The 26,828-nt window shown below is 66.1% G+C and carries 30 protein-coding genes; 11 read left to right on the plus strand and 19 right to left on the minus strand.

The genetic code is table 11. The features are described from left to right. Positions 1 to 925: ABC transporter substrate-binding protein (locus tag Q0Q48_RS18980; RefSeq protein ID WP_295140946.1), on the minus strand; the 925-nt coding region annotated here is incomplete at its 3' end. A gap of 78 nt (positions 926 to 1,003) precedes the next feature. Here Q0Q48_RS18980 and Q0Q48_RS18985 point away from each other — a divergent pair. Next, on the plus strand, positions 1,004 to 1,768 hold the full coding sequence (locus Q0Q48_RS18985) for a class III extradiol ring-cleavage dioxygenase (RefSeq protein WP_295140948.1): 765 nt from the start codon (positions 1,004 to 1,006) through the stop codon (positions 1,766 to 1,768). A 12-nt stretch (positions 1,769 to 1,780) separates the two neighbouring features. On the opposite strand, the gene Q0Q48_RS18990 is transcribed toward Q0Q48_RS18985, so the two are convergent. Further along, a complete protein-coding gene (locus Q0Q48_RS18990; RefSeq protein WP_295140951.1) occupies positions 1,781 to 5,254 on the minus strand; it encodes a Calx-beta domain-containing protein in 3,474 nt (1,157 codons plus the stop codon). A 279-nt stretch (positions 5,255 to 5,533) separates the two neighbouring features. On the opposite strand from Q0Q48_RS18990, the gene Q0Q48_RS18995 reads away from it, so the two are divergent. After that, positions 5,534 to 6,079 (plus strand): hypothetical protein, encoded by a 546-nt coding sequence (locus Q0Q48_RS18995; RefSeq protein ID WP_295140954.1) that lies wholly within the window; start codon positions 5,534 to 5,536, stop codon positions 6,077 to 6,079. A 72-nt stretch (positions 6,080 to 6,151) separates the two neighbouring features. Here the strand turns inward: Q0Q48_RS18995 and grxD are convergent, their stop codons facing one another. From grxD to purC, 6 genes are read right to left on the minus strand one after another with little or no spacing between them, the layout of a single operon-like run. Next, complete coding sequence (grxD, locus tag Q0Q48_RS19000; RefSeq protein ID WP_295140957.1) at positions 6,152 to 6,493, minus strand: Grx4 family monothiol glutaredoxin; 342 nt, start codon at positions 6,491 to 6,493, stop codon at positions 6,152 to 6,154. Between the two features lie 55 nt (positions 6,494 to 6,548). Further along, positions 6,549 to 6,785: a BolA family protein gene (locus Q0Q48_RS19005; RefSeq protein ID WP_295140960.1), complete on the minus strand. Its 237-nt coding sequence runs from the start codon at positions 6,783 to 6,785 to the stop codon at positions 6,549 to 6,551. Positions 6,786 to 6,794: 9 nt separating this feature from the next. Further along, positions 6,795 to 9,026, minus strand: a complete 2,232-nt coding sequence (gene purL, locus Q0Q48_RS19010; protein WP_295141456.1) for a phosphoribosylformylglycinamidine synthase subunit PurL — start codon at positions 9,024 to 9,026, stop codon at positions 6,795 to 6,797. 46 nt (positions 9,027 to 9,072) lie between these two features. Then, entirely contained in the window at positions 9,073 to 9,765 is a 693-nt protein-coding gene (gene purQ, locus Q0Q48_RS19015) for a phosphoribosylformylglycinamidine synthase subunit PurQ (RefSeq protein ID WP_295140963.1), read from the minus strand. Beyond that, positions 9,765 to 10,007 carry a phosphoribosylformylglycinamidine synthase subunit PurS gene (gene purS / locus Q0Q48_RS19020; protein ID WP_295140966.1) on the minus strand — a complete coding sequence of 81 codons (243 nt, stop codon included), beginning with the start codon at positions 10,005 to 10,007 and terminating at the stop codon, positions 9,765 to 9,767. The genes purQ and purS overlap by 1 nt, the downstream gene beginning before the upstream one ends. A gap of 9 nt (positions 10,008 to 10,016) precedes the next feature. Further along, on the minus strand, positions 10,017 to 10,781 hold the full coding sequence (gene purC, locus Q0Q48_RS19025; RefSeq protein WP_295140968.1) for a phosphoribosylaminoimidazolesuccinocarboxamide synthase: 765 nt from the start codon (positions 10,779 to 10,781) through the stop codon (positions 10,017 to 10,019). 140 nt (positions 10,782 to 10,921) lie between these two features. Here purC and Q0Q48_RS19030 point away from each other — a divergent pair, with 140 nt between their 5' ends. Then, positions 10,922 to 12,043, plus strand: a complete 1,122-nt coding sequence (locus Q0Q48_RS19030; RefSeq protein WP_295140972.1) for a ferritin-like domain-containing protein — start codon at positions 10,922 to 10,924, stop codon at positions 12,041 to 12,043. A 45-nt stretch (positions 12,044 to 12,088) separates the two neighbouring features. On the opposite strand, the gene Q0Q48_RS19035 is transcribed toward Q0Q48_RS19030, so the two are convergent. The 4 genes from Q0Q48_RS19035 to Q0Q48_RS19050 are packed head-to-tail and all read right to left on the minus strand — an operon-like array spanning position 12,089 to position 15,239. Beyond that, the gene (locus tag Q0Q48_RS19035; protein WP_295140974.1) at positions 12,089 to 12,793 is read right to left on the minus strand and encodes a class I SAM-dependent methyltransferase; all 705 of its coding nucleotides are present in this window, start codon (positions 12,791 to 12,793) and stop codon (positions 12,089 to 12,091) included. Positions 12,794 to 12,799: 6 nt separating this feature from the next. Then, positions 12,800 to 13,837 carry a glycosyltransferase family 2 protein gene (locus tag Q0Q48_RS19040; RefSeq protein WP_295140976.1) on the minus strand — a complete coding sequence of 346 codons (1,038 nt, stop codon included), beginning with the start codon at positions 13,835 to 13,837 and terminating at the stop codon, positions 12,800 to 12,802. Positions 13,838 to 13,857: 20 nt separating this feature from the next. Further along, positions 13,858 to 14,391, minus strand: coding sequence for a hypothetical protein (locus tag Q0Q48_RS19045; RefSeq protein WP_295140978.1), 534 nt, complete (start codon positions 14,389 to 14,391; stop codon positions 13,858 to 13,860). Further along, the gene (locus Q0Q48_RS19050; protein ID WP_295140981.1) at positions 14,388 to 15,239 is read right to left on the minus strand and encodes a MaoC family dehydratase N-terminal domain-containing protein; all 852 of its coding nucleotides are present in this window, start codon (positions 15,237 to 15,239) and stop codon (positions 14,388 to 14,390) included. Before Q0Q48_RS19050 ends, Q0Q48_RS19045 begins: the two co-directional genes overlap by 4 nt. A gap of 108 nt (positions 15,240 to 15,347) precedes the next feature. Here Q0Q48_RS19050 and Q0Q48_RS19055 point away from each other — a divergent pair, with 108 nt between their 5' ends. The 5 genes from Q0Q48_RS19055 to Q0Q48_RS19075 all read left to right on the plus strand — a co-directional run bounded on the left by Q0Q48_RS19055 (position 15,348) and on the right by Q0Q48_RS19075 (position 19,457). Next, the gene (locus Q0Q48_RS19055) at positions 15,348 to 15,674 is read left to right on the plus strand and encodes a DUF1476 domain-containing protein (protein WP_295140986.1); all 327 of its coding nucleotides are present in this window, start codon (positions 15,348 to 15,350) and stop codon (positions 15,672 to 15,674) included. 92 nt (positions 15,675 to 15,766) lie between these two features. Further along, entirely contained in the window at positions 15,767 to 16,819 is a 1,053-nt protein-coding gene (locus Q0Q48_RS19060; RefSeq protein ID WP_295140987.1) for a TRAP transporter substrate-binding protein, read from the plus strand. A 7-nt stretch (positions 16,820 to 16,826) separates the two neighbouring features. Next, the gene (locus Q0Q48_RS19065; RefSeq protein ID WP_295140988.1) at positions 16,827 to 17,306 is read left to right on the plus strand and encodes a TRAP transporter small permease; all 480 of its coding nucleotides are present in this window, start codon (positions 16,827 to 16,829) and stop codon (positions 17,304 to 17,306) included. Then, positions 17,303 to 18,622: a TRAP transporter large permease gene (locus tag Q0Q48_RS19070; protein WP_295140990.1), complete on the plus strand. Its 1,320-nt coding sequence runs from the start codon at positions 17,303 to 17,305 to the stop codon at positions 18,620 to 18,622. Before Q0Q48_RS19065 ends, Q0Q48_RS19070 begins: the two co-directional genes overlap by 4 nt. Before the next feature lie 37 nt (positions 18,623 to 18,659). Next, positions 18,660 to 19,457, plus strand: coding sequence for an HAD-IIB family hydrolase (locus Q0Q48_RS19075; RefSeq protein ID WP_295140992.1), 798 nt, complete (start codon positions 18,660 to 18,662; stop codon positions 19,455 to 19,457). Position 19,458: 1 nt separating this feature from the next. On the opposite strand, the gene Q0Q48_RS19080 is transcribed toward Q0Q48_RS19075, so the two are convergent. Continuing rightward, on the minus strand, positions 19,459 to 20,091 hold the full coding sequence (locus Q0Q48_RS19080) for a family 16 glycoside hydrolase (RefSeq protein ID WP_295140994.1): 633 nt from the start codon (positions 20,089 to 20,091) through the stop codon (positions 19,459 to 19,461). Positions 20,092 to 20,193: 102 nt separating this feature from the next. On the opposite strand from Q0Q48_RS19080, the gene Q0Q48_RS19085 reads away from it, so the two are divergent. Then, complete coding sequence (locus tag Q0Q48_RS19085; protein ID WP_295140997.1) at positions 20,194 to 21,066, plus strand: fumarylacetoacetate hydrolase family protein; 873 nt, start codon at positions 20,194 to 20,196, stop codon at positions 21,064 to 21,066. A 70-nt stretch (positions 21,067 to 21,136) separates the two neighbouring features. Here Q0Q48_RS19085 and Q0Q48_RS19090 read toward each other — a convergent pair whose 3' ends face one another. Together Q0Q48_RS19090 and Q0Q48_RS19095 are read right to left on the minus strand one after the other, a co-directional pair. Continuing rightward, complete coding sequence (locus Q0Q48_RS19090; protein WP_295141000.1) at positions 21,137 to 21,769, minus strand: TetR/AcrR family transcriptional regulator; 633 nt, start codon at positions 21,767 to 21,769, stop codon at positions 21,137 to 21,139. A gap of 13 nt (positions 21,770 to 21,782) precedes the next feature. After that, on the minus strand, positions 21,783 to 22,844 hold the full coding sequence (locus Q0Q48_RS19095; RefSeq protein ID WP_295141003.1) for an alpha/beta hydrolase: 1,062 nt from the start codon (positions 22,842 to 22,844) through the stop codon (positions 21,783 to 21,785). A gap of 65 nt (positions 22,845 to 22,909) precedes the next feature. Between Q0Q48_RS19095 and Q0Q48_RS19100 the strand changes: the two genes are divergently transcribed. Further along, positions 22,910 to 24,193, plus strand: coding sequence for an adenylate/guanylate cyclase domain-containing protein (locus Q0Q48_RS19100; protein WP_295141007.1), 1,284 nt, complete (start codon positions 22,910 to 22,912; stop codon positions 24,191 to 24,193). After that, complete coding sequence (locus Q0Q48_RS19105) at positions 24,178 to 24,654, plus strand: gamma-glutamylcyclotransferase family protein (protein ID WP_295141009.1); 477 nt, start codon at positions 24,178 to 24,180, stop codon at positions 24,652 to 24,654. The genes Q0Q48_RS19100 and Q0Q48_RS19105 overlap by 16 nt, the downstream gene beginning before the upstream one ends. Positions 24,655 to 24,679: 25 nt before the next feature. On the opposite strand, the gene Q0Q48_RS19110 is transcribed toward Q0Q48_RS19105, so the two are convergent. Genes Q0Q48_RS19110 through Q0Q48_RS19125 form a run of 4 tightly spaced genes read right to left on the minus strand, consistent with a single transcriptional unit; the run spans position 24,680 to position 26,804 of the window. Then, positions 24,680 to 25,123, minus strand: a complete 444-nt coding sequence (locus Q0Q48_RS19110) for a VOC family protein (protein WP_295141011.1) — start codon at positions 25,121 to 25,123, stop codon at positions 24,680 to 24,682. A gap of 45 nt (positions 25,124 to 25,168) precedes the next feature. Continuing rightward, positions 25,169 to 26,044 carry a transglutaminase domain-containing protein gene (locus Q0Q48_RS19115; protein ID WP_295141014.1) on the minus strand — a complete coding sequence of 292 codons (876 nt, stop codon included), beginning with the start codon at positions 26,042 to 26,044 and terminating at the stop codon, positions 25,169 to 25,171. Further along, complete coding sequence (locus Q0Q48_RS19120) at positions 26,041 to 26,472, minus strand: SRPBCC domain-containing protein (protein WP_295141017.1); 432 nt, start codon at positions 26,470 to 26,472, stop codon at positions 26,041 to 26,043. Before Q0Q48_RS19120 ends, Q0Q48_RS19115 begins: the two co-directional genes overlap by 4 nt. Beyond that, complete coding sequence (locus Q0Q48_RS19125) at positions 26,382 to 26,804, minus strand: metalloregulator ArsR/SmtB family transcription factor (protein WP_295141020.1); 423 nt, start codon at positions 26,802 to 26,804, stop codon at positions 26,382 to 26,384. The genes Q0Q48_RS19120 and Q0Q48_RS19125 overlap by 91 nt, the downstream gene beginning before the upstream one ends. Positions 26,805 to 26,828 lie beyond the last annotated feature (24 nt).

A 26,828-nucleotide genomic window follows, 5' to 3' on the forward strand; every position in this document is an offset into this window, starting at 1 on the left:
CCTGGGCGATGGCATACATCGCCGCCTGCCGGGCCTTCAGGTTGTTGAACGGCGGCTGCAGGTGATTGAAGCGCATGATGATCTGGCTGCCCTGCGCATTCCAGCCGTAGAGTTCGATGTTCTTGTCGGCCTTCAGCAGCGGGAAGAGATCGGGCACCGGAAGTTCGATCAGGTCGATCTCGCCCTGGGTGAGGGCATTGACCGCGGTACTCGGGTCGGAGATCGCGAGCCACTCGACGCGGTCGACCTTCACCACCTTGCCGCCGGCCAGCATCGAGGGCGGCTCGGCGCGCGGCTTGTACTTGGTATTCTTGATGTAGACGACCTTCTCGCCCGGCTTCCACTCGTCCTTCTTGAAGATGAACGGGCCGGAGCCGGTGTAGTCGTCGATCTGCTTGAACGGGTCGGTCTCGGCGACCCTCTTGGGCATCATGAAAGGCACGGTGGAGGACGGCTTGCCCAGCGCGTCGAGGACGAGGCCAAAAGGCTCCTTGAGCACGATCTGGAAGGTCTTGGCATCGATGGCCTTCATCGTGCCGACCGCCTTCATCATCTCCTGGCCGAGAGCGTCGCGGGCGCCCCAGCGCTTGATCGAGGCGACGCAGTCCTCGGCGGTGACGGGCTGGCCATCGTGCCATGCCAGGCCGTCACGGAGCGTGAAGGTCCAGGTCAGCTTGTCGGCCGAGGCCTCATACTTGTCGACCATCTGCGGCTGGATGCGCGCTTCGGCATCCTGGGCGAACAGCGTGTCGTAGATCATGTAGCCGTGGTTTCGGGTGATGAAGGCGGTCGTCCAGATCGGGTCCAGGACCTTCAGATCGGAATGGGCGACCATCTTCAGGGTCTGCGCCGAGGCCGGGGCCACGACCGCCGCCGCGCCCGTCGACAAGGCAAGACAGGCCGCGACCTGTCGCAATCTCCGCATAACGTGCATGATTTACTCTTTACCCTTCTGCAACACCAAACTTCACACAAGCTGCCACGAGCCGACGGGGAACAAGCAATGTCGATGCCGACCATCTTCGTGTCCCACGGAGCGCCGACGCTCATCCTGAGCGACGTGCCCGCGCGCACATTCCTGGCCAGCCTCAGCCAGCAAATTCCGCGCCCGACCGGAATCGTGGCGGTGTCGGCGCATTGGGACACCGACGTGCCGGCGGTATCGCTGGCCCGCCGGCCGGACACGATCCACGACTTCTACGGCTTCCCCGACGCGCTCTACAAGCTGCGCTATGACGCGCCCGGCGCGCCGGTGCTCGCCGAGAAGGTGGCGAAGCTCACCGGCGCCGCGCACGATCATCACCGCGGCCTCGATCACGGTGCCTGGGTGCCGGCCATGCTCGCTTGGCCCGAGGCCGACATCCCGATCTTCCAGCTCTCGGTCCAGCCGGCGCTCGGCCCTGCGCACCACATCGCGCTCGGACGGAAGCTCGCCACGCTGCGCGAGGAGGGTGTGCTGGTCATGGGCAGCGGCAGCGCCATCCACAATCTGCGCGCTCTGATTCGCAGCGAGGATGCGTCGGAGCCGGAGCCTTGGGCGCGGGCCTTCGACGACTGGCTGGCCGAAACGGTGGAGAAGGGCGACGAGGCGGCCCTTGCGGACTACCGCGCCCGCGCCCCCTACGCCCGTGAGGCTCACCCGACAGACGAGCACTTCCTGCCGCTGCATGTCGCGTACGGAGCGGCCGGCGAAGCTGCGCAGGGGAGGGCGCTCCATCGGAGCTTCACATTGGGGAACCTGTCGATGGCGGCTTACGCGTTCGGGTAGGGGCGTCCAGCTTCAAATCATCAGATCGTAATCGTGCGCCGCGCGCGCGGCGTCCAGGGCCGCGGTCCATTCCGAGACGGCGCTGGCATCCTTGGCGGCGATATTGGCCAGGGAGAGTTCGGCGAGCGAGACATCGGTCAGCTGGTAAGTCTGGTTGTTGCCCTCGATGGTGATAACGGTCGAGCCGTTCGCCTCGGCGATGGAGAAATGGTCCTTGGCCATCCAGCCGAAGTCGAGCGTGTCGAGGGCGGTGTCGAAATCGATCGACTTGTTGGAGCCCCAGGCCCAGGTGATCGCGAACGTATCGGCCTTTCCATTCCCCACATGGCCCTGGTCCGGCGCGCGATCGTCGTTGACGATGGTGCCGGTGGCGGTCGCATCGGCAAGGGTGGCGCCGCTGGCATCGGAGAGGTTGACCGTGAAGGTCTCGTTCCCCTCGAATGTGGTATCACCGCTGATATCGACATGCACCGTCTTCGAGGTTTCGCCCGCCGCAAAGGTGAGGGTGCCGTTGGTCGCCACATAGTCCGAGCCGGCGGTCGCCGTGCCGTTCGCGGTGGAATAGGCCACCGTCACGGGCCCCGTGGCGGTCTTGTCGAGCGTCACGGTGAACATGAAGTGGGCATGCTCGCCATTGCCCTCGGCGATCGCGAGGTCGGCGATGGAGAGGGTGGGCAGGACCGGGGCGCTGTCGTCGTCGACGATGGTGCCGATGGCGGTGCCGTCGGCGATCGTGGCGCCGGCGGGGTTGGAGAGGTTGATCGTGAAGGTCTCGTCGCCTTCGGCAAGCACGTCGCCCGCGATGTCCACATGGACCATCTTGGAGGTCTCGCCGGCGGCGAAGGTGACGGTGCCGCTGGAGGCGGCATAGTCCTCGCCGGCCATGGCCGTGCCATTGGCCGTGGAATAGGCCACCGTCACCGGGCCGTCGGCGGCTTTGTCGAGCGTCACCACGAACATGAAATGCGCATGGTCGCCATTGCCTTCCGCCGCCGAGAGGTCGGCGATGGAGAGCGCGGGAAGCGCACCGCCACCGTCTCCGGTCACGCCGTCAGTGGCCCCGGACGCCCCCGCCACCGTGCCCCCGCCGGCAATGGGCAGGTTGAAGTCGACGATCTGGTCGTTCGATGCCTGCCCCATGCCGATCTTGCCGGACAGGTCGTCCTCGCGGACCTGGCTGAAGGTGAACTCGAAATTGGCCGGGGACAGGTCGGCCCGGGTGACACCGAGCAGAATGAGCTTCTGGCCCGTGCTGAGATCCGCGATGACCACGCCTTCGGTGCTGTCGGTCATCGAGAGGTTTTCGCGGCTCCCGTAGAACTTGAAGCTCACCACGTCAGTCGCGGGATCGAAGGCGACCCGGTCAACCTGTCCGACTTCATGGGAGCGCATATAGACGGTGTCGGTGGCGAGTACCGGTCCGTTCTCCCAGGCGAGCGCGCCGCTCAGCGCCTCGCGTAAATGATTGTTGTCGATGAACCCGAAATTCTCCACCGAGAGGTCGGCGAGCCGGACGCCCTGCACGATCACCGTCTCGCCGCTCCAGGGGCTCATGAAGCCGAAGCCCTGCGGCGTGTCGATGATGATGAAGGAGTGGATGTTGGCGTTGCCGAGGTCGATCTTGTCCATTGCCGGATTGAAGCCGACGATATCGGCGCCGCTCACGGAGTTGATGAGATAGACCTTGCCGGAGCCGTTGCCCGGGTCCTGGACCGTGTCGTCGTCGGTGATCTGCCCGACCGCAGTGGCGTCGACGATGGTTGCGCCGGTGGCGTTGGAGAGGGTGAGCGAGAAGGTTTCGTTCGCCTCGACCGCGGTGTCACCGTTCACGACGACATGCACCATCTTCGAGGTTTCGCCGGCCGCGAAGGTGAGCGTTCCGGCGAACGCGGCATAGTCGGATCCCGCGGTCGCCGTACCATTGGCGGTGGCGTAATTCACCGTCACGGGGCCGGTCGCGGCCTTGTCGAGCGTGACGACGAACATCAGCTCGGCGGTGCCCGAATTCCCCTCGCGCAGCGAGACGTCGCCCACCGAGAGCGCGGGCAACGTGGCCGCTGCATCGTCGTTGGTCAGGGTGCCGGTTGCCGATCCGTCGGCGATGGTCGCGCCGGCGGCATTGGCGAGGCTGACGGTGAAGGCCTCATTGCCCTCCACGGCCGTATCGCCATTGACCGTCACCTGGATGGTCTTCGACGTTTCCCCCGCCGCGAAGGTGAGGGTGCCGTTGGCGGCAACATAATCGCTGCCGGCCGTGGCGGTGCCGTCGGCCGTGGAATAGGCGACCGTGACCGGACCGGCTGCTGCCGCGGACAGGGTCACGATGAAGGTCATGAGCCTGGTGCCGGAGTTGCCTTCCTGCAGCGACACGTCAGCGATGGACAGGCTGGGCGTCGCCGGCTCCGCCGAGTCGAGGGCCGCGTCCCATTTCTGGATCGCGCTCGCGTCCTTCGCACGGATATTGTCCATGCTGAGCTCGGCGAGCGTCACGCCATCGAGCCTGTAGGTCTGGTTGTTGCCGGTGATGGTGATGACCACCGAGCCACCCACCTCGGCGATGGAGAAATTGTCCTTCTGGAACCAGCCGAAATCGAGCACGTCGACGTCCGGGTCGAAGGCGAGGACGGTATTGGTACCCCACATCCAGTTGATGGTGGTCACGGTGGCCACGCCGTCGCCGCCTGTCCCTCCGCCGGTGGAGCCGCCAGTGGACCCACCCGTGGATCCGCCATCCGCCTGGGTGCCGTCCCAGCCCGCATAGTCGGAGACGGCGCCGTCATTGTTGAAGTCGTCGTTCCAGAGCTCCTCGGCGAAGGCGAGTGTCTTGCCCGCCTGATGGGCGGCGATGAGGGTCGAATAGCTCGGCGTGTCGTAGGCACCGAACTGCTGGATGTATTTGAGGATGGAGGTTCCGTATTCGTCGGCCGAGGCGCTGCCATTGTTGAGCAGGTCCAGCGTGCCCCAGGCCCCGCGCAGATGGGCGGCGGCGAGAATGCCGGTGAGGGTGAGCGTGACGGTGACGCTCTGCCCGTTGGTGTCCACATAGGTGCGCTGGGTACCGATCAGCGCGTCGAGGCTGGTGCCCTTGGCCTCGAGCCCGCTCTCGATGACATTGAGGTTGTAGCCGAAGGCATCGAGGATGATGGCTTCCTGGATGTCGGTCTTGAGCGTGTCGAAGCTGTCGACGCCGTTCTTGCCGGTGAAATTGCCGGTCCACAGGTTGCCGGTATTGTCCAGGTAATAGCCGAGGTCGATGAGCAGCGGCTCGCCGAACTGATAGCCGACGAAGCCCAGCGAGTTCACGGAGGTGTACTGCATGTCACGCCAGGAGAGCTCCCCGGCCTGATAGGCGTTCCAGTTGTCGTCGCCCACCCAACTCCGGATCTGGGCCTCGGTGATCTGTCCCGAGAGATAGTGATCGTAGTCGACACCCGACTCGAACGCCCGCAGCGCGTCCAGAAACTCCGTGAAAGTTCCGTTCGACATGACTCGCTCCCTCCGACTCCAACTCAGGTACCGGACTTGTGATATCCGATGCCCACGGGGCGTATCCCAAGACCATAACCGTTCGATGTCGCACCTGTCGAAGGCCGCAATGCGAGTGGCCCGCTCATCCGCGCGACATGCCGCGCGGAGAGATACGAGTGACTCTCACGAGAAACTTTTCCCAAGTGGTGGCGTTGTCCGGTTCGCTGCCTGCCACAGCACGATCACGGAGGGATGCCGTGTCCTGCTGATACAGTGGCAGGTCCGGAGGTCGCCATCATGACGAAGCTATCGCTCCCGCTCGTGCTCCTCGTCGCCACCTGCCTTGCGCTCCCCGCACAGGCGCAAAAGGACAATCCTGGCCAGGGCCGGGGTGCTGACAAGGCCGACAAGGCCGACAGGGGTAATGGACGGGGGGCGGGCGGCGATACGCCGGGCCAGGGACGCGGACAGGGAAATCCCGGCAGCGGGAAAGGCCCCAGCCAGGCCGCAGCACCCGGCAACGTGAACATCGTCGTCACGGAGCGCGACCGGGGCGCCATCTATGGCTACTACCGCCCACTCTATGCCGCCGGAAACTGTCCGCCGGGTCTCGCCAAAAAGAACAATGGCTGCCTGCCGCCGGGGCAGGCCAAGAAGCTGTGGGCGATCGGGCAGCCGCTGCCGGCGGGCGTGGTGTTCTATCCGCTGCCGGCCCCGTTGCTGGGCCAGCTCACGCCGGCTCCCTCGGGCTACCAGTACGTGCGGGTCGCCAACGACATTCTGATGATGGCGATCGGCACGCAGCTCATCGTCAGAGCCATCGCCGACCTTGGCGTCATGTGACCGGATCTCCGCTCGGCAAAACGGGGGCACCTGGGCCCCCGTTTCAGTCTCGAACGATGTAGCGCCGACGCTCTAGGCGGCCTCGGCCAGCGCCACGCCCTTGTCCTTGAAGACCTGCTCGAGTTCACCGGTCTCGAACATCTCGCGGACGATGTCGCAGCCGCCGATGAACTCGCCCTTCACGTAGAGCTGGGGAATGGTCGGCCACTGGCTGAATTCCTTGATGCCCTGGCGCAGTTCCGGATCGACGAGGATGTTGACCCCGTGGAACTTCACGCCGAGCTGGCTCAGGACGTCGACCACCGCGGCGGAGAAGCCACACTGGGGAAACACGGGCGTTCCCTTCATGAAAAGCAGAACGTCGTTCTTGCCGATCTCGTCGCGGATACGCTCGAACACCTGGGGTTCGCTCATGATCGATCTCCGTGGAGCGCCGCCGGGGGCGCGGGGTTGCCCGAATATAGGGCGTTCAGGGTCGCTGCGCCATGGTGGTCAGCTTGAGGGCGTGCAGGACTCCCCCCATGCGGCCCCCCAGCGCGCCGTAGACCATCTGGTGCTGCTGGATCTTCGATTTGCCGGCAAAAGCGGCTGAAATGACTGTCGCGGCATAGTGATCGCCGTCCCCGGCGAGGTCCTGGATCTCGACCTCGGCATCCGGAATGCCTTCCTTGATCAGGCGAACGATGTCGTCAGCTTGCATAGGCATGAGAAATCCTCAGGCGGCGCTGTTCATGTAGCCGGGGAGCCAGCCTTCGTGGGCATCGAGCAGCTCTTGCAGAGGCATGCGGAGCAGCCCGTCGACCGCGATGTCCGGACCGCCGGAATAGCCCAGCAGGACCGCCGGGACGCCAGCTTTCCGGGCGGCCTCGACGAGGGCGCCGCCATCGTCGGTGGCGATCAGATAGCGGCCCTGGTCCTCGCCGTAGAGATAGGCATGCGGGGCAACGTCGCGCACCGGCAGCTTGATGCAGGCGCCGGTGCCGCCCGACAGGCACATCTCGGCGAGCGCCACGAGCAGGCCGCCGTCGGAAAGGTCGTGGCAGGCATGGACGCGGCGGCCGACGATCTGGCCACGCACGAAGTCGCCGTTGCGACGCTCGACGGCGAGATCGACCGGTGGCGGTGCCCCGTCCTCGCGGCCGTGCAGTTCGCGCAGATAGATCGACTGGCCGAGCCAGCCCTTCGTCTCGCCGATCAGCACCAGGGCGAGGCCCGACTGGTCGAGGCGCGAGCCCGCCGACGTCGCGATATCGTCGATCACGCCCACCGCGCCGATGGTCGGTGTCGGCAGGATCGGCCGGCCTTCGGTCTCGTTGTAGAGCGAGACGTTGCCCGACACGACGGGGAAGTCGAGGGCGGTGCAGGCTTCCGCCATGCCCATGATGGCACCGGCGAACTGGCCCATGATCTCAGGCTTCTGGGGATTGCCGAAATTCATGTTGTCGGTCACCGCGAGCGGCCGGGCGCCGACGGCAGTGATGTTGCGCCACGCCTCGGCGACGGCCTGGCGGCCGCCGGTCTCGGGATGGGCCTGCACATAGCGCGGCGTGCAATCCGACGTCATGGCGAGGCCCTTGTGGCCGGCGCTCTTGGCGGTGCCCTTGGAGGCGGCGGGCACGCGCACGAGCGCGGCGTCGCCGCCCTGCGGGCGGATCGCCGTATTGCCCATGATGAGATGGTCGTACTGGTGCCAGATCCACGACTTGCTCGCGAGATCGGGGCAGCTCATCAGGGTGAGTAGCGAGGCCTTCCAGTCGTTCGGGGCCGGCACCTTCGCCGCATCCAGCTCGGCCGGCAGCGGCGTCAGGGTCCATGGCCGCTCGTACATCGGCGCCTCGGTGACCAGCGGCGGGATCGGGATGTTGCCCACCACGTCGCCGTGCCAGGTCAGCACCATGCGCTCGGTGTCGGTGAGGTGGCCGATCACCGCGAAGTCGAGTTCCCACTTCTCGAAGATCTTGCGCGCCTCGTCCTCGCGGCCGGGTTTCAGCACCATGAGCATGCGCTCCTGGCTCTCCGACAGCATCAGCTCGTAGGGGTTCATGCCGGTCTCGCGCATCGGCACCTTGTCGAGCTCCATGACCAGGCCGAGCCCGCCCTTGGCCGCCATCTCGAAGGACGAGGAGGTGAGGCCGGCCGCACCCATGTCCTGGATGGCGATGATGGCGTCGGTCGCCATCAGCTCGAGGCAGGCCTCCAGCAGCAGCTTTTCGACGAACGGGTCGCCGACCTGCACTGTCGGGCGCTTGCTCTCGCTGTCCTCGTTGAACTCGGTGGAGGACATGGTGGCACCGTGGATGCCGTCGCGGCCGGTCTTGGATCCGACGTAGACCATCGGATTGCCGATGCCGGCGGCGGCGGCATAGAAGATCTTGTCGGTCTGGGCGACGCCCACGGTCATGGCATTGACCAGGATGTTGCCGTTGTAGGCGGCGTGGAAGTTGGTCTCGCCGCCGACGGTGGGGATGCCCATGCAGTTGCCGTAGCCCGCGATGCCGGCCACGACGCCGGACACGAGGTGGCGCGTCTTCGCGTTCTCCGGATCGCCGAAGCGCAGCGCGTTGAGGTTGGCCACCGGCCGCGCGCCCATCGTGAAGACGTCGCGCAGGATGCCGCCGACTCCGGTCGCCGCGCCCTGGTAGGGTTCGATGTAGGAGGGGTGGTTGTGGCTCTCCATCTTGAAGATGGCGGCCTGGCCGTCTCCGATGTCGATGACGCCGGCATTCTCGCCCGGCCCCTGGATGACCCAGGGCGCCTTGGTGGGCAGCTTCTTCAGCCAGACCTTCGACGACTTGTAGGAACAGTGCTCGCTCCACATGGCCGAGAAGATGCCGAGTTCGACCATCGTGGGCGTGCGCCCCATGATCTTGAGCAGGCGCTCGTACTCGTCCGGTGCCAGGCCGTGCTCGGCCACGATCTGCGGGGTGATCGCCGGCTCGTTCGGCAGCTTGATGGGCGGGTTCTTTTCCGGGGCAACGGTCACGAGGCGTCTCTCACGAAAGGGCTTCCACCAAGCCCTCGAACAGGGCCTTGCCGTCGGTGCCGCCGAACATCGGCTCCACCGCGTTCTCGGGATGGGGCATCAGCCCCAGCACCGTCTTGGTGTCGTTGAAGACGCCGGCGATGTTGCTGCTCGATCCGTTGGGATTGCCGCGTCCGTCGACGATCGAGCCGTCGGGTCCGCAGTAGCGGAAGGCGATCTGGCCGCGATCCTCGAGCCGCTTCATCGTGTCGGCGTCGGCGAAATAGTTCCCCTCGGCATGGGCCACCGGCACCTTGATCACCTGGCCCGCCTGGTAGCGGTTGGTGAACAGGCTCTGGCTGGTCTCGACCCGCAGGTGGACGTCGGCGCAGACGAACTTGAGGTGTGAGTTGCGCATCAGCGTGCCAGGCAGCAGGCCGGCCTCGGTCACGATCTGGAAGCCGTTGCAGATGCCCAGTACCGGCACGCCCTGCGCGGCGCGCTTCTTGACCTCGGCCATCACCGGCGACTGCGCGGCCATCGCGCCGCAGCGCAGATAGTCGCCGTAGGAGAAGCCGCCCGGGACCACAATCAGGTCGACCTTCTCGAAGTCACCGTCGCCGTGCCACACCATCTGCGGCCGGCGCCCGGTGACCAACTCTATCGCCTGCGCCACATCGCCTTCGCGATTGGAGCCGGGGAAGACCAGGACCGCGGCTTTCATCAGCCCACCAGCTCGATCGAGTAGTTCTCGATCACCGTGTTGGCGAGCAGCTTCCTGCACATCTCCTCGACGCGGGCCCTGGCCTTCGCCTGGTCGGTCTCGGACAGCTCGAGTTCGATGAACTTGCCCTGGCGCACGTCGCCGACCTCGGGGAAGCCCAGCCGGTTCAGCGAATGTCCGATGGCCTTGCCCTGGGGGTCGAGCACGCCGTTCTTGAGGGTCACGTGGACTCTGGCTTTCATGTCGCCTCTTTACTGCAGCGTGGTGGGGCCGCGCACGTCGCCCGGTCCCTGGTCGATGAGGATGCCGAGGCGCCGCGCCACTTCCTGGTAGGCTTCCTCGACCTTGCCGAGGTCGCGGCGGAACCGGTCCTTGTCCATCTTTTCGTTGGTCCTGAGGTCCCATAGCCGGCACGAATCGGGGCTGATCTCGTCGGCCAGCACGATCCGGACCATGTCGTCCTCGTAGAGGCGGCCAAACTCGATCTTGAAGTCGATCAGCTTGATGCCGCAGCCGAGGAACAGGCCGAACAGAAAGTCGTTTACGCGCAAGGTCAGCGCCACGATGTCGTCGAGGTCCTGCGGCGTCGCCCACCCGAAGGCGGTGATATGCTCCTCAGTGACCATCGGGTCGCCCAGCGTGTCGTTCTTGTAGAAGAACTCCATGATCGAGCGGGGGAGCTGCGTGCCTTCCTCGACGCCGAAGCGCTTGGCGAAGGAGCCGGCCGCCACGTTGCGGACCACGACCTCGAGCGGAATGATCTCGACCTGCCGGATGAGCTGCTCGCGCATGTTCAGGCGGCGGATGAAATGCGTGGGCACGCCGATTTCCCCGAGCTTGGTCATCAGGAACTCGGAAATGCGGTTGTTGATCACGCCCTTGCCGGTGATCGTGCCCTTCTTCTGGTTGTTGAACGCGGTGGCGTCGTCCTTGAAGTACTGGACGATGGTCCCGGGCTCAGGCCCCTCGAACAAGGTCTTGGCCTTGCCCTCGTAGATGCGGCGACGGCGGGACATGTCTTACTCCTGCGCGGGCGATGCGGATCGCCCGCCGTTCGGGCGGAATATGGCGGAAACGCCATGCTCCGGTATTGGGGAAAAATCCATTGAAAAAGGTGACGGGGCCGTCATATTGACCTCGGAACAGGAGGCCTCACATGGCCCAGCAAATCACTTACGACAAGGCCTATGACACGGTCGGACGCGAGGATTTTCCGGCGATGCTGGAAGTTCCCCGTTACGGGCGGCGCACTGACGCCTTCGACGGCATCATTTCGGCCACCCACGACCATTTCTGGGACCCGTTCGACAAGAGCTATATCGATTTCGACCAGCCCTTCGACATGTCGAAGACGCCCATCATGCCGCTGGATACGGTCGTCGAGCTGAAAAGCGCGGTGGCGGACCGGCTGGACGAGGGCCAGAGGATCGGGCTCGGCAACGACGTCATGCACTGGTCGATCTCCAACCTGCTGCACGGCGAGCAGGGTGCGCTCTCCCTGTCGGCGAGCCTGTGCCACATCCTGCTCGATCCCGGCGCCCAGGAGTACGCCGCCAACCAGGCCCGCGAGGAGGCCCGGCATGTTGCAGGGTTCACGCGCTATATCAGCCGCCGCTGGGGAGCCCCCCTGCCGGTGGGCAAGACCATCGCGACGGTCCTCACCGATCTGGTGACGACAGAGGAGGTCTACAAGAAGATCGTCGGCATGCAGATGCTGATCGAAGGAATCGCCATGGGCTCCTTCGCGACACTCAATGCCAAGACCAACGACCCGGTGCTGCGCCGCCTGGTCCAGCTGGTAATGAGCGACGAGGCCTTCCACCACCGCTTCGGCCGGATCTGGGCGTCACGCACGATCGGCCATCTGAGCGAGGACGAGCACAGGAAGGTCGAGGACTGGGCGGCTCAGATCTTCCAGACGCTGCTGTTCAACCTGATCAACGCTGAGCAGAAGCAGGTCATCTACGCCAAGTACGGACTCGACTGGCAGTGGGTGCGTGACGCGATGAAGGAAGTCTTCACCGACGAGGACCGCCGCGCCAACCTGAAGGAAAGCACCAACATCTTTCGTGTCCTGATCAAGACGCTCCTGCATGCCGGCATCATCACTTCCCGCACCGCGCCGCTCTACGGCGTCTGGGTCGACATGAAGGAACTCGAAGCCGAGGGCGACGGCATCCCCGGCGACATCGTCGCAGAGGAGATGATGGTGACGCTGCGCGAGATCAACGCCAGGCGCAAGCGCATCGCCTCGAAGGACGTGGCGGCGGCGGGCTAACCTCATATTCCTCTCCCCCGATGGGGGAGAGACTAGGTGAGGGGACTAAGGCTTCCGGGCCAGCACGAAGCAGGAGAGGCCGGCGAGGCGGTTGATCGGGAAGAGGGGGAGTTCGGCGGCGCAGATTGCGGTGAGCAATCCGTTCGTGACGGCACCCTGTTTCTTGAGGCTGCTGCGCGGCTCGGTGGTATTGCGGTCGGCCAGGCGGACGGCGGCGGCCAGCGGGAAGACGAAGCCGAAATAGTAGCTGCCGCGCACGATCTCGAGGCCGGCGTCACGCATCGCAGCCTCTATCTCGGGCAGGCGGTAACGGCGCTTGTGCTCGAGGAAGACGTCGTGGCCACTCCACAGGAAGGCGAAGGCCGGCACGGTTACCAGGAAATGGGCGCCCGCCGGCACCTTTTCGGCATAGTGGCGCAGGAGCCAGCGGTCGTCGTCGACGTGCTCCAGCACGTCCATCATCAGCACAAGATCGCAGTCGATCGGCCCGGTGTCGCGGCGATAGCGTACCGGCTTGCCGGCGACGCTGTCGTCGCGGTCCGCGGCATAGCCGATGTCGACGCAAAGCGCGCTTTCGGCTGGTGTCGCCTCGAGCAGATGGCGCGAGAAGAAGCCCGAGCCCGCGCCGACATCGAGCAGCCGCCTGGGCGTGAGGCCGGCGACGGCGCGGCGCAGCGCGGCGGCCTTGGAGCGATAATACCAGTGGCTGCCGATACCGGCGCCCAGGATGTCTTCTTCCTTGAGATCCATCGAAAGTCAGGTCACCGGCGGCTTCGGCGAGGCTTCTTCATAGATGCCTTCGACGACATAGATTGGGCGCCCCTTCACCTCGACGAACAGGCGGCCGAGATACTCGCCGATGATCCCCAGCGACAGGAGCTGGATGGCGCCCATCAGCAGGATGGCGATCAGCAGCGAGGCGTAGCCAGGGGTGTCCACGCCGAAAATCAGCACGCGGGTGACGATGAACAGCGCGTAGAGCACGGCCACCGTGGCGATTGCCAGGCCGACGTAGAACCAGGCCCGCAACGGCGCGGTCGAGAAGCTCACCACGCCGTCGATGGCGAAGTTCCAGAGCCGCCAGAAGTTGAACTTGCTCGTGCCGGCGACGCGTTCGGGCCGCTCGTAGGGCACGCCGACCGAGTTGAAGCCGACCCAGGCGAACAGGCCCTTCATGAAGCGGTTGCGCTCGGGCAACTGACGCAGCACCTCGACCGCGCGGCGGTCGACCAAGCGGAAGTCCCCGACATTGGGCGGAATGCGCACTGGCGACATGGAATTGAACACCCGGTAGAACCAGCCGGCCGAGACGCGCTTGGCCGGCGTGTCGGTGTGGCGCGCGGTACGGATGCCGTAGACGATGTCGTAACCTTCGCGCCAGCGCGCCACGAACGAGCCGATCAGTTCGGGCGGATCCTGCAGGTCGATGTCCATGGGAACCAGGATGTCGCCGCGTGCATAGTCGATGCCGGCGGTGAGGGCGGCCTCCTTGCCGAAGTTGCGCGACAGGTTGACGATGCGGAGGCGCCGGTCGCTGCGGCTGCGGTGGAACAGGCGTGCGAAGGTATCGTCGCGGGAGCCGTCGTTCACGAAGACGATTTCGAACCGGACGCCATGGCGCTCGAGAAGGGGCACCACGGTGGAGAGGAAGGGGGCGATCGTCTCTTCTTCGTTGAAGACCGGCACGACCAGGGACAGGAGGGGATCGGCCGGGCGCCGCGCCCGCTGGGCGGCAAGCTGGTGTTCCAGCGCCGCGTCCTTGTCGATCGCGAAGGGGAGGGATTGCTCGGGCACGAGGGGCGCGGGGACGTTGGCTACGCCACCGTCTCGACGGTGCCGTTCAGGTCCATGATCCCGAGCTCGACGATGAGCTGCGGCTGGCGTTTGCCGGCCTGGTCGCGGAAGGCGCGCAGCCCCTGGCTGAGCATGTCGGTCTCGAAGGCGCGGTCGGTCTTGATGCGGTTGCCGTAGGCGAGGGCGGCGGCGCCGCAGTCGCGATGGGCCATGCCGATCAGGCGCTTCACGTTGTGAAGCTGGACCGAGATATCGAGGTTCGCTTCCCAGGCGGCGCGCCATTCCTGGAAGATGGGCGCCACCGCGGCGATGGGCCCGCCGGCGATGTTAAACTGGCTGTACTGGTTCTCCCAGCCGCGCGAGGACATGTACTTCCAGGTGTAGGTCGTGAAGCGTGGGTCGATGCATTTCATCAGCATCGCTTCGTAGGCATCGTCGGCGGCCATTGCCGGGCCGGCAACCGCGGCGGCGGCAACGCCGAGACCGAAGCCGAGCAGGTGGCGGCGCGAGAGGGCGGCGAGGCAACCGCAGCCGGAATGATGCGTATGGGTCATCGGAAGGTCGCCTTGCCCTGTTGCGCCAGACCGCCGTTGGGATCGGCGATCCATGTCGTGATCGAGCCGTCCCGTTCGCGGCGGCCATGTACGCCGAGTGACGCCCCGCCGAATACGGGCGACAAGGCGCGAAACTCGAAACTCCTGACCACCTTACCTGGGTTGGAGCGGCGCGCCAGTTCGATCTGCAGCATGCCCATCAGGGGGCCATGCACGATCAGCCCGGGATAGCCTTCGACTCCCGTAACATAGGGCTGGTCGTAATGGATCCGGTGGCCGTTGAAGGTGAGGGCGGAGAAGCGGAACAGTAGCACCGGATCGGCCAGGACCGAGCGCGTCCAGGTAGCGTCCGTCGGCGCCGGCCGGGGCGGCCTGGGCGCTTCCCCCGCCTTCGCCGCCTCGCGATAGACGATGTCGTGCTCCTCGACGAAGGACACGCCGCGGGGGCCTGAAATCGTGTGCTGCACGGTGACGAAGACCATCGATCCGGTCGAGCCCGACTTCGGCTCGACCGACTTGATCTCGGAGAGCCGCCGGATCGTCTCGCCGACCTGGATCGGCTCGCCATCGAAGGAGAAACGGCTGCCGGCCCACATGCGCCGTGGCAACGGCACCGGGGGCAGGAAGTCGCCGCGCTCGGCATGGCCGTCGGGGCCGATCTTCGACTGTGGCGCGATCTCTAGGAAATAGAGCCAGTGCCAGAGCGGGGGCAGCGGGTCGCCGTTCTTCGGGTCGGGGTCGTGCTTCTCGTCGAAGGTCGCGGACAGGGCGCGGACCGGGAAGGGAGCGGCGAGGTCCTCCACGGATTGCGTCCGGCCGATCCAATCCTTGAGCATTTCCATCGACATGGCGCGTTTTCCTCCCTGCGGGGCGTGACATTGCCACTGCGAACGCGGGGTGGAAAGACGCTGTCGCCGCCGCTATATAGCGCCCGACATGCCCAACCGGAGCGGCCGATGACCACGTTCGACGATCGCGAGAAAGCCTTCGAAGCGCAGTACGAGCACGATGAGCAGCTGAAATTCAAGGTCAACGCCCGCCGTAACAAACTGCTGGGCCTGTGGGCCGCCGGCCTGCTGGGCAAGGCGGGCGCCGAGGCCGAGGCCTATGCCAAGGAAGTCGTGATGGCCGACTTCGAGAAGCCGGGCGATTCGGACGTCGTGCACAAGCTGATGAGCGACCTCGCTGCCGCCGGGAAGCCGATGGAGGATCACACGATCCGCAAGCAGTCGGAGCGCTTGGCCGAAGAAGCCAAGAAGCAGATCATGTCGGAAGTACGCTAAGGGTTTCGAACCTTCGTGTTCCTCTCCCCCTATCGGGGGAGAGGAGTCTGATTTAGGCTGCCTCCCATAAGAAAAGTCCTAGGGAGGCATCAATGCCGATCAATCGTCGCAAGATGTTTGCGTTTGCCGGCGCCGCCGTGGCGGCGCCCGCGCTGTTGCGCGAGGGCTACGCACAGGCCGCCGAGGTCAACCTCAAGCTGCACCATTTCCTGCCGGCTGCCTCGAACATCCATCAGAAGTTCCTGACGCCGCTAGTGCGCAAGATCGAGGCTGAGTCCAACGGCCGCATCAAGATCACCATCTTCCCGGCGATGCAGCTGGGCGGCGCGCCGCCGCAGCTCTACGACCAGGCGCGCGACGGCGTAGCCGACATCGTCTGGACCCTGCCGGGCAACACCCCGGGCCGCTTTCCGGCCAGCGAGGCGATGGAGCTGCCCTTCGTCGCCGACAAGCTCGGCATCGTGAATGCGCGGGCGTTCCAGGAATATGCCGACACCTACCTCAAGGACGAATTCAAGGAGGTCCACCTGATTTGCGCCTGGGCACACGATGCCGGGCTGATCCATGCCAACAGGCAGGTGAAGACGATGGAGGACCTCAAGGGTCTGAAGTTGCGCTTCCCGACGCGGCAGGCCGGGGAGGCGCTGAAGGCGCTGGGCGCCAGCCCGATCGGCATGCCGATCCCGCAGGTGCCCGAGAGCCTCGCTCAGAAGGTGATCGACGGCTGCGTCGTGCCTTGGGAGGTCGTCCCGGCGATCAAGGTTCAGGAGCTGCTGAAGTACCACACCGGCATCCCGGGATCGCCGACCCTCTACACCGCGACCTTCGTGCTCGCGATGAACAAGGGCAGTTACGACAAGGTGCCGGCCGACCTGAAGAAGGTGCTCGACGCCAACTCGGGCATGCCGGCAGCCACCATGGCCGGAAAGACGTGGGACGATGCCGGCGCCGCAGTGCTCGAGATGGTCTCCAAGCGCAGCGGCAACGTCATCGGCGAGATCTCGGTCGACGAGGCCGGTCGCTGGCGCAAGACCACGCAGCCGGTGATCGACGCCTGGATTGCGTCGGTGAAGGACCGCAACCTCGATGGCGCGAAGCTCGTGGAGGCGGTCCGGACGCTCGTGCAGAAGTACAAGGTTTCCTGAGCCCCGCATGGGCTGGATACGGCTCGCCGAACGGCTGGGCGCGGCGCTTGCCCTGGCGGGGGCCGCGCTTTCGCTGTTCGTCGCCGGCCTCGTGACGGTGAGCGTCGGCCTGCGCTGGGCCACCTCAAGCGGCCTGCCGGGCGATTTCGAGATGGTGCAGATGGCGGTCGCGCTCGCGATCTTCTCCTTCCTGCCCTACACGCAGCTGCGGCGCGGCAACATGCTGGTCGACACGTTCACGATCCGCTTGCCGCCGCGCGCAATCGCGGCGATCGATGCCTTCTGGGACTTGGTGTATGCCGCGGTTGCTTCGCTGCTTGGCTGGCGATTGGCCGTCGGCGCGGCCGACGCGATCAACTCGCAGACGTCGACGATGGTGCTGGGCCTGCCGGTGGGCTGGGCGATCATGGCATGCTCGGCGATGGCGGGCCTGCTGGCGCTGGGGTCGCTGGTCACGGCGGCCAGCCGTTTCGGAGCCGAGTCTTGACGGGCACCTCCGCCGCCATCCTGGGCTTCGCCGTCATGCTGTTGCTGATGGCGATGCGCATGCCGATCGGCCTGTCGCTTCTGTTCGTGGGCGGCGCAGGCTATGCCTGGCTGGGCGGCTGGCCGATCTTCCTGAACTACATCAAGTCGACGCCCTACCACGACTTCTCCAACTACACGCTCTCGGTCATTCCTCTCTTCATCTTGATGGGCGCGTTGGCCGAGAAGTCGGGCCTGTCGACATCCCTGTTCCGCGCTGCTTCTAGCCTTGTAGGGCATCGTCGCGGCGGTCTGGCGATGGGACTGATCTGCGCGTGCACGGCCTTCGGCGCGATCTGCGGATCTTCCGTGGCCACCACCGCCACCTTCGGGCGCGCGTCGCTGCCGGAGTTCGAGCGCTATCGCTACGATGCGGGTTTCGCAACCGGCGTCGTCGCGGTCGGCGGCACGCTCGGCATCCTGATCCCGCCGTCGGTGATCCTGGTCGTCTACGGCATCTCCACCGAGCAGAACATTGCCAAGCTCTTCATGGCGGCCTTCATCCCGGGCTTCATGGCCGCGATCTTCTACTGCCTCGTGATCGCGCTTGTCGTGCGCCGCCGGCCCGAACTGGGACCGGCGCTGCCGCGCGTGCCGTTGGACCGGCGGCTGCGCGACGTTGCTGCCGTCTGGCCCGCGATCCTCGTGGCGCTGGTGGTGCTCGGCGGCATCTACGGCGGCATCTTCTCGCCGACCGAAGGCGCGGCGGTCGGCGTCATCACCATGCTGGTCGTGTCGGTCCTGGTGGGCGGCATGCGTTGGGCCGGGCTGAAGGCCGCGCTGCTACAGACCGCCGAGACCGCCGGCATGATCTTCCTGATCCTGCTGGGCGCCGACGTGTTCAACGCCTTCCTCGCTCTTTCGCAGCTTCCCGTCGCCGCGGCCGAATGGATCGGCAATTCGGGCTTCACGCCCTACGGCGTCATGGCGCTGATCCTGCTGTTCTACATCCTGCTGGGCGCGGTGATGGACGAGCTGGCCATGATCCTGCTCACGCTTCCGATCTTCTTCCCGATCGTCCAGGCGCTCGACTTCGGCATGCCGGCCGACGACGTCGCGATCTGGTTCGGCATCCTGGTGCTGATCGTGGTCGGCATCGGCCTGACCGCGCCGCCAATCGGCCTCAACGTCTTCGTCGTCTCCGCCATTGCCCGTCATGTCGCGCTGACGCGCATCTACCGGGCCGTACTGCCCTTCATTGCCGCCGACCTCCTGAGGCTCGGCCTGGTGATGGCCTTTCCCGCACTTGCCCTGGCGACGGTGCGGCTGCTGACATGACGTCGAAGGCTTCGGACACCGTGCTAGAAGACGCCCCATGGAACCGCTCGAGAACTGCCCCCGTGAGACCCTCGCCGCCGTGCGCGGGGTCCTTACCGACATCGACGATACCGTTTCCACAGACGGAACGCTGACGGCCGAAGCCTATGGCGCCCTGCAGGCGCTGAAGCAGGCCGGTCTTCTGGTTGTGCCGGTCACCGGCCGACCGGCCGGCTGGTGCGATCACATCGCCCGCTTCTGGCCAGTCGATGCCGTGGTGGGGGAGAACGGCGCCTTCTGGATGTGGCACGATCACGATCAGAAGCGCCTGCGCACCCGCTTCATCCAGTCCGGGGCCGAGCGTGCCGAAGGTCGCCGCCGGCTGGAACGGGTGCGGGCGGAGATGCTGCAGGAAGTCCCGGGCGCCGGCATCGCCTCTGACCAGCCCTATCGCCTGGCCGACCTCGCCGTCGATTTCTGCGAGGATGTGCCGCCGCTGCCGGCCGCCGACATCAAGCGCATCGTGGCGATCTTCGAGCGACACGGCGCCAAGGCCAAGGTGAGCTCGATCCACGTCAACGGCTGGTTCGGCGACTACGACAAGCTCACGACCAGCCGCACGATGATGCAGGAGCTGTTTGGGGTCGACCTGGCGACCGACAAGGCGGCTTACGTCTTCTCGGGCGATTCGCCCAACGACGCGCCGATGTTCGGCTATTTCCCCAACGCCGTGGGCGTGGCCAACGTGGTGGACTTCGCTGATCTGCTGGAGCACCGGCCGCGCTGGGTCACGAGGGCCCGTTCGGGCGCAGGCTTCGTCGAACTGGCGAACGCGTTGCTGGCGGCGCGCGGCTAGCTCAGCGCGCGGGCGGGGGCCCGATCAGCAGGGAGCCGTAGTGGGTTACGCTGTCGCCCTGGCTCCACACGCCGACCGGTCCGGGCTGCATCAGCGTGCGGTCGGTGACATCGAACAGCTTCTTGCCGTCGAGCGCCACCTCGAAGCGGTCGCCGACGGCGATCACCCGCAACGAATGCCATTGACCCAGCGTGACCGGCGCCTCCTTCATGCCGAGCTGGCTGCGCTTGCCCTTGTCCATGCGATAGAGGCGGACCGAGTTGTCGCGGGCGTTGGTGCGCACGACGTAATAGTCGTTAGCGCTCTGGGCCCGGAACATGAAGCCCGCCACCTGGTCGCGCGAGCCCGAGATCGGCTTGAAGCGCAGGGTGGCGTCGAAGTCGCGGCCGGAGGCCTGCTCTGAGATGCAGAGCGGGAAGCGCTGGTCGGTCGAATCTGGCTCGCTCTCGACCAGTGCCCAGCCGTCCGGCCCGTCGGGGTCGGCGACGGCCCGCCAGTCGGCCGGCCGGCCGATGCCGGTCTTGCCCTGGGTGCAGCCGACCCTGCCGTCCGGCGTGGTGAGTGGCACGACGAGCTGCGCCGAGGCGGGCAGGGCCATGAAGAGGAGCGGAAGAGCGAGAAGGAGGAAACGCATTGCCGGAGATTAGCAAAAAAAGCGGCAAGCTTGACCGCAGATGCGGGACGGAGGAGTTTACGCGCGGCCGTATTTCGGACGAATTCTTCAAGGGGGAAATTCATGCGTCTTTGCACCATCGTGAGCGGCGGCAAGCCGGCCGTCGGCGTCAAACTGGGCGACGGCAAGATCGTCGATCTCAGCAAGCAGATGCCGCGCGGGCCGAAGTCGGTCATCGAGATCCTGTCCGGCGGCAAGAAGCTCCAGCAGGCGGTGCTCAAGGCCTGCGCCAAGCCGAAGGCCGGCGCCACGGTGTCGGAGAAGTCGGCCAAGTACCTGACGCCGATCCCGGCGCCCGGCAAGATCCTCTGCATCGGTCTCAACTATCGCAAGCATGCCGAGGAGACCGGCAGCCCGATCCCGACCTATCCGGTGGTGTTCACGCGCTTCAACAACACGCTGGTGCCGCACAACGGCAAGATGCTGTCGACGACGCATTCGAAGGAATTCGACTGGGAGGCCGAGCTCACCATCGTGATCGGCAAGAAGTGCCGCAACGTGCCGAAGGAGAAGGCGCTCTCGGTGATCGCCGGCTACGCCTGCTTCAATGACGGCTCGATCCGCGACTGGCAGCGCAAGTCGGGTGGCCAGTTCACCCTGGGTAAGAACTTCGACGCCACCGGCGGCTTCGGTCCCGACATTGTGACGCCGGATGAGCTGCCCAAGGGCGCCGCGCCGCTGCGTATCATGACCCGCGTCAACGGCGTCACTATGCAGGACAGCAACACCGACGACCTGATCTTCGACGTGCCAACCCTGGTGCATGAGCTCAGCAAGTGCATGACCCTCGATCCGGGCGACATCATCATCACCGGCACACCGTCGGGCGTGGCAATGGCCCGCAAGCCGCAGCCCTGGCTGAAGCCCGGCGACGTCTGCGAAGTCGAGATCGAGGGCATCGGCACCCTGCGCAACACGATCGCCCAGGGCGCGTAAGCGCTTCGACCCTTACCGGTTCAACGAGGACGGCGGCTCCGCAAGAGGCCGCCGTTTTTGTTGGCGCGAGTCAGCGCCGCGGCAGCCTGTCGAGGCCGCCAAGCATCAGGTGCGTGGCGAATTCGGCAGCGGCGGCCGGGTCGACCGGGTCGCGGGCGACCATGACCATCGAGATCTCGAAGGCGATGCCGGACATCGAGGCGCCGAGATAGGAGACGTCGACGTTGGGCAGGATGCCCTGCGCGATGGCGGTGCGGATGTCGTCGTTGAGCGCCTTGGCCAGCGCGCGCACGTCGGGCTTGTCGAGGAGTGTGCGCACGGCGGTGAAGCTCGATCGCGCCAGGGCCAACAGCTCGGGATCCTCGGCCAGGAAGTTGAAATAGGCGGCATAGTGCTCACGGACGAACGCTTCGGCCGTGGTAGCGCGGCCGCGGCCGTCGCGATGGCGCTGCAGCAGCACGCCGGTCAGCTCGCCGACCACCGCCTCGAAGATCTCATCCTTGTCCTTGAAGTAATTGTAGAAGGTGCCCGAGGCGAGATCGGTGCGGCGCACGATGTCGCGGACGCTCGCCGCGCCGTAGCCCATCTCGGCGAACACGGCGCGCGCGGCCTTGATCAGCGCGGTGCGGTTCTCCGCCTTGTTCTGCTCCCTGCGTCCGGCGCGTTCGCTGCGCTGCTCCACTGATGCCGCCCGGTCATTCATGGTTGATGTTCCCTCATCGTCCGAGCTGCGCGAGTTCGTGGCGCAGGCCGGCGACCATGTCGTCCATCGCGCGGGCCGCGGCATGCACCGCACCCCGCATGCCGATGAAGCCGTGGATCAGGGTCTCGAACTCGCGGTGGATGGTCTTGACGCCGGACGCCTCCAGGCGCTCGGCATAGGCGCGGCCCTCGTCGCGCATCGGATCGAAGCCGGCGGTGAAGACCAGCGCCGGCGCCACGCCGCCGAGATCGACGGCCCGTAGCGGCGAGGCGCGGGGATCGCCGATCTCGCCGTCGCCGTTGAGGTAGTGCATGCGGAACCACTTCATGTCCGCTTCGGTGAGCAGGAAGCCGTTGCCGCAGCTTCGATGGGAAGGCGTGTCGCCCGCCATGTCGGTGGCGGGATAGATCAGCCACTGCAGGCAGGGCGGATGCGGCTCGTGGCGCACTGTCTGAGCGACCACCGCGGCGAGTGTCCCGCCGGCCGAATCGCCCGCCACGACGATGCGATCGGGGTCGAGGCCGAGCGAGACGGCCTCGCCCGCCACCCAGCGATAGGCGGCGAGTGCATCGTCCACCGCGGCCGGGAATTTGTGCTCCGGCGCCAGCCGGTAATCGACCGCCACGACGGCGCACCCCGAGCGCGCGCAGAAATAGCGGCAGGCGAGATCGTAGCCTTCCAGGCTGCCGATGACCCAGCCGCCGCCATGGTAATACACGATTGTCGGCAGCAGGCGCGCCACGGCGCCCGCCGGCCGGTAGATGCGGATGCGGGTCGGGCCGGCGGGACCGGGCAGGGTGCGATCGAGGATGGAGCTCACCGGCGCGGCGTGGCCGCCCAGCAATTTCATGAAGGCGTCGTAGTCCTCGCGCGCCTCGACGACACTCATCGTGTGCGCCGCAGGCTGGCCGCTGAAGGCGAGCAGCTTCAGGAACCACTGGGTGCGACCATCAAGGGTGCGGCCGTCGACCCCGATCGGCGGGCCAGCCAGTATGTTCACCCAGGAAATCGGCATGCGCAGTGCCAGGTTGGCGACCTTGCCCTGGATCTCCCGCGCGATCTCCTTCATCGACATGGAGCGTACCTAGCACCGCCCCGGCCCGTTGTGGAGCCCGCCGGCACTGGCTAGTTTGGCGCGCGATGGCTGCCGCGGCGCCCGACTTCTTCTCAGACGCGCTCCGCCGCGAGATCATTCGCAGCGAGCAGCAGCGCATGCGCGCGCTCGCCATCATCCTGGCCGTCCTGCTCGCCCTTTCGCTGACGGTTGCCAACGTCTTCGTGGACTATGTCTCCCGCATGTTCGAGCGCGACGTACCGGGATGGCTCCCGTTGGTCGGCATCGGCCCGTTCCTGCTCTACGAATTGGTTTCGTTGACCATCCTGCGCTACCGGGCGGCGCGCGACCTTGATTTCCCGCGGGTGACGCGCTTCGCAAATGCGCTGATCGAGACCTCGCTGCCGGCTGCCGTCATCATCACGCTCAGCCACTACATGGACCCGATCCTGGTGTTCAGTTTCTGGCCGCCGCTGCTCTATTTCATCTTCATCCTGCTGTCGACCTTGCGGCTTGATTTCGGCCTTTCAGTCTGGACCGGCACCGTGGCGGCCGTGCAGCAGATGGTTCTGGTCCTGTGGCTGCTGCCGCTGGAACCGTGGGGAAACGTCCCTCAGGAAACGCTGCTGTTCCATTTCAGCCGCACCCTGGTTCTGTTCGCCTGCGGCTTGGTAGCGGGCTTCGTGGCGACCAGCCTGCGCACCCAGTTCGAGAAGTCGGTGCGGGCCGTGGCGGCGCGCGACCGGGTAACCAACCTGTTCGGCCAGCATGTCTCGCCCGCCGTGGTCGACCGCCTGCTGGCCACGCGCAGCGATCCCCCGAGCGAGATGCGCACCGTGTGCGTGCTGTTCCTCGACATTCGCGGCTTCACGGCGATGACGCGCCGGCGCAGCGCCGAGGAGACGGTGGCGCTGCTCAACGCCTTCTTTGCCGAGATGATCGAAGTGGTGGACCGCAACAACGGCATCATCAACAAGTTCCTGGGCGACGGCTTTATGGCGGTGTTCGGGGCGCCGCTCGACGACCCCGCGGCAGCGCGAAACGCCCTGGCGGCAGCCCGCGCCATGATCGACACGGTCGGGCGGTGGAACGATGCGCACCCCGGCTGGGCGCTGAAGGTGGGGATCGGCGTCCATCTCGGCGAGGCGGTGACGGGCACGGTCGGCTCGCCGCAGCGCAAGGAATACACGGTGATCGGCGATACGGTGAACCTCGCTGCCCGCCTCGAGCAGCTCACCAAAGAGGTGGGAGCGCAGTTGCTGATCTCGCAGTCGGTGCTCGACGCGACACCGTGCGACGGTGCCGTCGATCTCGGTGCCGTCGCGATCCGCGGTTACGACGAGGGGGTGCGCGTATGGCGGATGGCCTGACCTGGTACTTTGCCTATGGCTCCAACATGGATCCGGTACGCCTGTTCGATCAGCGGCTGGCGCCGAAGGGCATGCCGCGCGGCGAGCGTATCGCGGGCCGGCTCGCCGGCTGGCGGCTCGTCTTCGACAAGCCGGCGCGACTCCTGAAAGGCGCCGCGGCTGCCAACATCGTGCCGGCGGAGGGCGAGGTCGTGCACGGCACGCTGAACGCCCTGCCCGACGCGGGCTTCGACGTGCTCGACATCTACGAAGGCGTCGCCGACGGTCACTACGAGCGTCGCACCATCCGCGTGGTGCGCGGCGACACCGGCGAGGAGGTCGAGGCCATCGTCTACGTCGCCCTGATTCAGGGCGACGGCCTCAAGCCGCAGCGCGCCTATCTCGATTGCCTGCTCGCCGGCCGCGACCTCCTGCCGCCCGACTATTGGGAGCGGCTGGCGGCCACGCCGACGGTCGACTGAGCCTCGAGCTTCGTCGTCCGATCCGTCAGGCTGGGACCTTCTGCTTCTCGGCGGTGACCGTGTTGGCCATCGGGTCGTAACCCGCCAGCTCGGCCACGTCTTCCTCATGCCAGAAGTTCAGCTCGATCATGACGCCATCGGGATCGTGCACGAAGACCTGCTGCAGCGGGCGCGCCGGCACCTTCTTCACCTCGAAGGGCAGGCCATCCCGCTTGATCTGGTCGAGCGTGCCGCGGATGTCGGCGCAGTTTATGGCGACATGGTCGATGGCGCCGCTGCCCTGGTCGGCGCGGCCAGTTTCAGACACGAGATGCAGGATCGCCTTGTCGCCAGCGTACATCCAGGCGCCGGGGAAAGGAAAGGGCGGGCGGTCACCGTTGGTCAGGCCGACATAGCGCTCGTAGAAGCGCACGGTGGCCTCGAGGTCGGTGCAATAGATGTTGTAATGGTCGAGCGAGAGTGCAGGCATGCATGCCCCCTTTGGTTCTGGAAGCTCCGGTCGGACGGCGGGAGCTTAGGCCGAATGGGCGAGAGGGGAAACCGCTTCCGGACGGCCAAGGACGGCATTGAACACCGTGGACGGCACGGCAATGCGCGGGTCATCATACGCCGCCCGTAGCGCCGCCGGGTGCCGGTCGGGGGCGTGCGCGAGGCGGGCCAACCCGTCGATGAAGGCGACATCGATCTCGCTGTCGACCAGGGTCATGCCGCCCCACACGTCCCACGGCAGCATCTCGCGATTGTTGAGCGCCGCCACGTCGCGAATGACGTTTCCGGCGATGAACCAGAGGCCGGCCATGTCCAGAACTCCGAACGATTGTGGATCGGCGTGGCCGTCGCGGCAGAGCCGCCAGGCATCGCCGGCGACGAGGAACCTGTCGCGCGGCACGTCCAGCGTGTCGAAGTCGATGCCGAACAGGGCGCGCTGCCGGTCGTCGATCTGGGCGTCGACCAGGATCCAGCGCCGCTGCGCCTCGTCGAAATACTCCGTCACCCAGTGATCCACTAACTTGCCCTTCGCGAAGTAGGCGCCGAAGCCGCAGCGCGCCCGGGCCGCGATTCCCTTGCTCCTGAGCATCGCAACGTGCAGCAGCGTGTAGTGGCGGCAGCAGCCCGCGAAACGCTCGCTGGGCAGGCGGGCCTGCGACAACGGCCGCGAATCGTGGACGGCGATCCGTTCCAGAATCGCTTCGGCGCTGCGCAGATGGGGTTCGCCCCGCTGACGGTCCGAAAGTGTGACGCCGTAGACATCCGCCAGATGCTCGTGGATGAGCAGGCCCTGCAGGATCTTCGCAAGGCCGCCGGCATCGTCTGGCAGTGCCGCGAACTGCACCGCCCAGATACCGGGATCGCTCAGGGCGACGGGCGCGCGAAAGGCGGTGAGGTTCATGCGAACAGCTCCTCCAGCTTGTCGAGCGCACGGCCCCAACCGCCGCGATGGCCTTCGCGCGCCTTCTCGTCGAAGAACTGCTCGTGGGTCAGGGTGAGCAGCGTGCCGCCGTCATCCGGCTTCAGGTCGATCGTGACCTGCGACTCGCGCTCCGGGGTGCTCTGCCACGCCCAGGAGAAGATGAGCTTGTTGGGCGGAACGATCTCGCGATAGACGCCGCTCACGCTGTGGTGCTCGTCGTCCGGTGTCCAGAACTGGACGCGGAAGCGGCCGCCGACCCGCAGGTCGGTCTCGGCGATCGGGGAGCGATGGTGGCCCATCACGCCCCACCAACGGATCATTTTTTCGGGCTGCGTCCAGGCTTCGTAGACTTTCTCGGGCGGGGCCTTGAGGCGGCGTTTGAGGGCGAGGCTGGGCTTGCTGGCCATTTGTCTTCTTCCTCCAGGAAGGCGGCGAGGCGGTCGAGTTGCTGCGTCCAGTAGCGCTGGTAGTGGGCGAGCCAGTTCATCGCCTGCTCCATCGGCTCCGCCTTCAGCTGGCAGGTGACGGTGCGGCCGGACTTGGAGCGCACGATCAGCCCGGCGTCGGAGAGCACGTCCAGGTGCTTCATGATGGCTGGGAGCGAGACCGGGAAGGGCCGCGCGAGCTCGCTGACGGTGACGGCTTCCTCCGCGTCGAGACGGGCGAGCAACGCCCGCCGCGTCGGGTCGGCGAGGGCTGAGAAGGTGCGGTCGAGGACGGTGTTTTTATTGTTAACCATAAAGTTAACAATTAGGTGCCGCCC

It is taken from the genome of uncultured Reyranella sp. (assembly GCF_945957355.1).
Lineage (GTDB): Bacteria > Pseudomonadota > Alphaproteobacteria > Reyranellales > Reyranellaceae > Reyranella.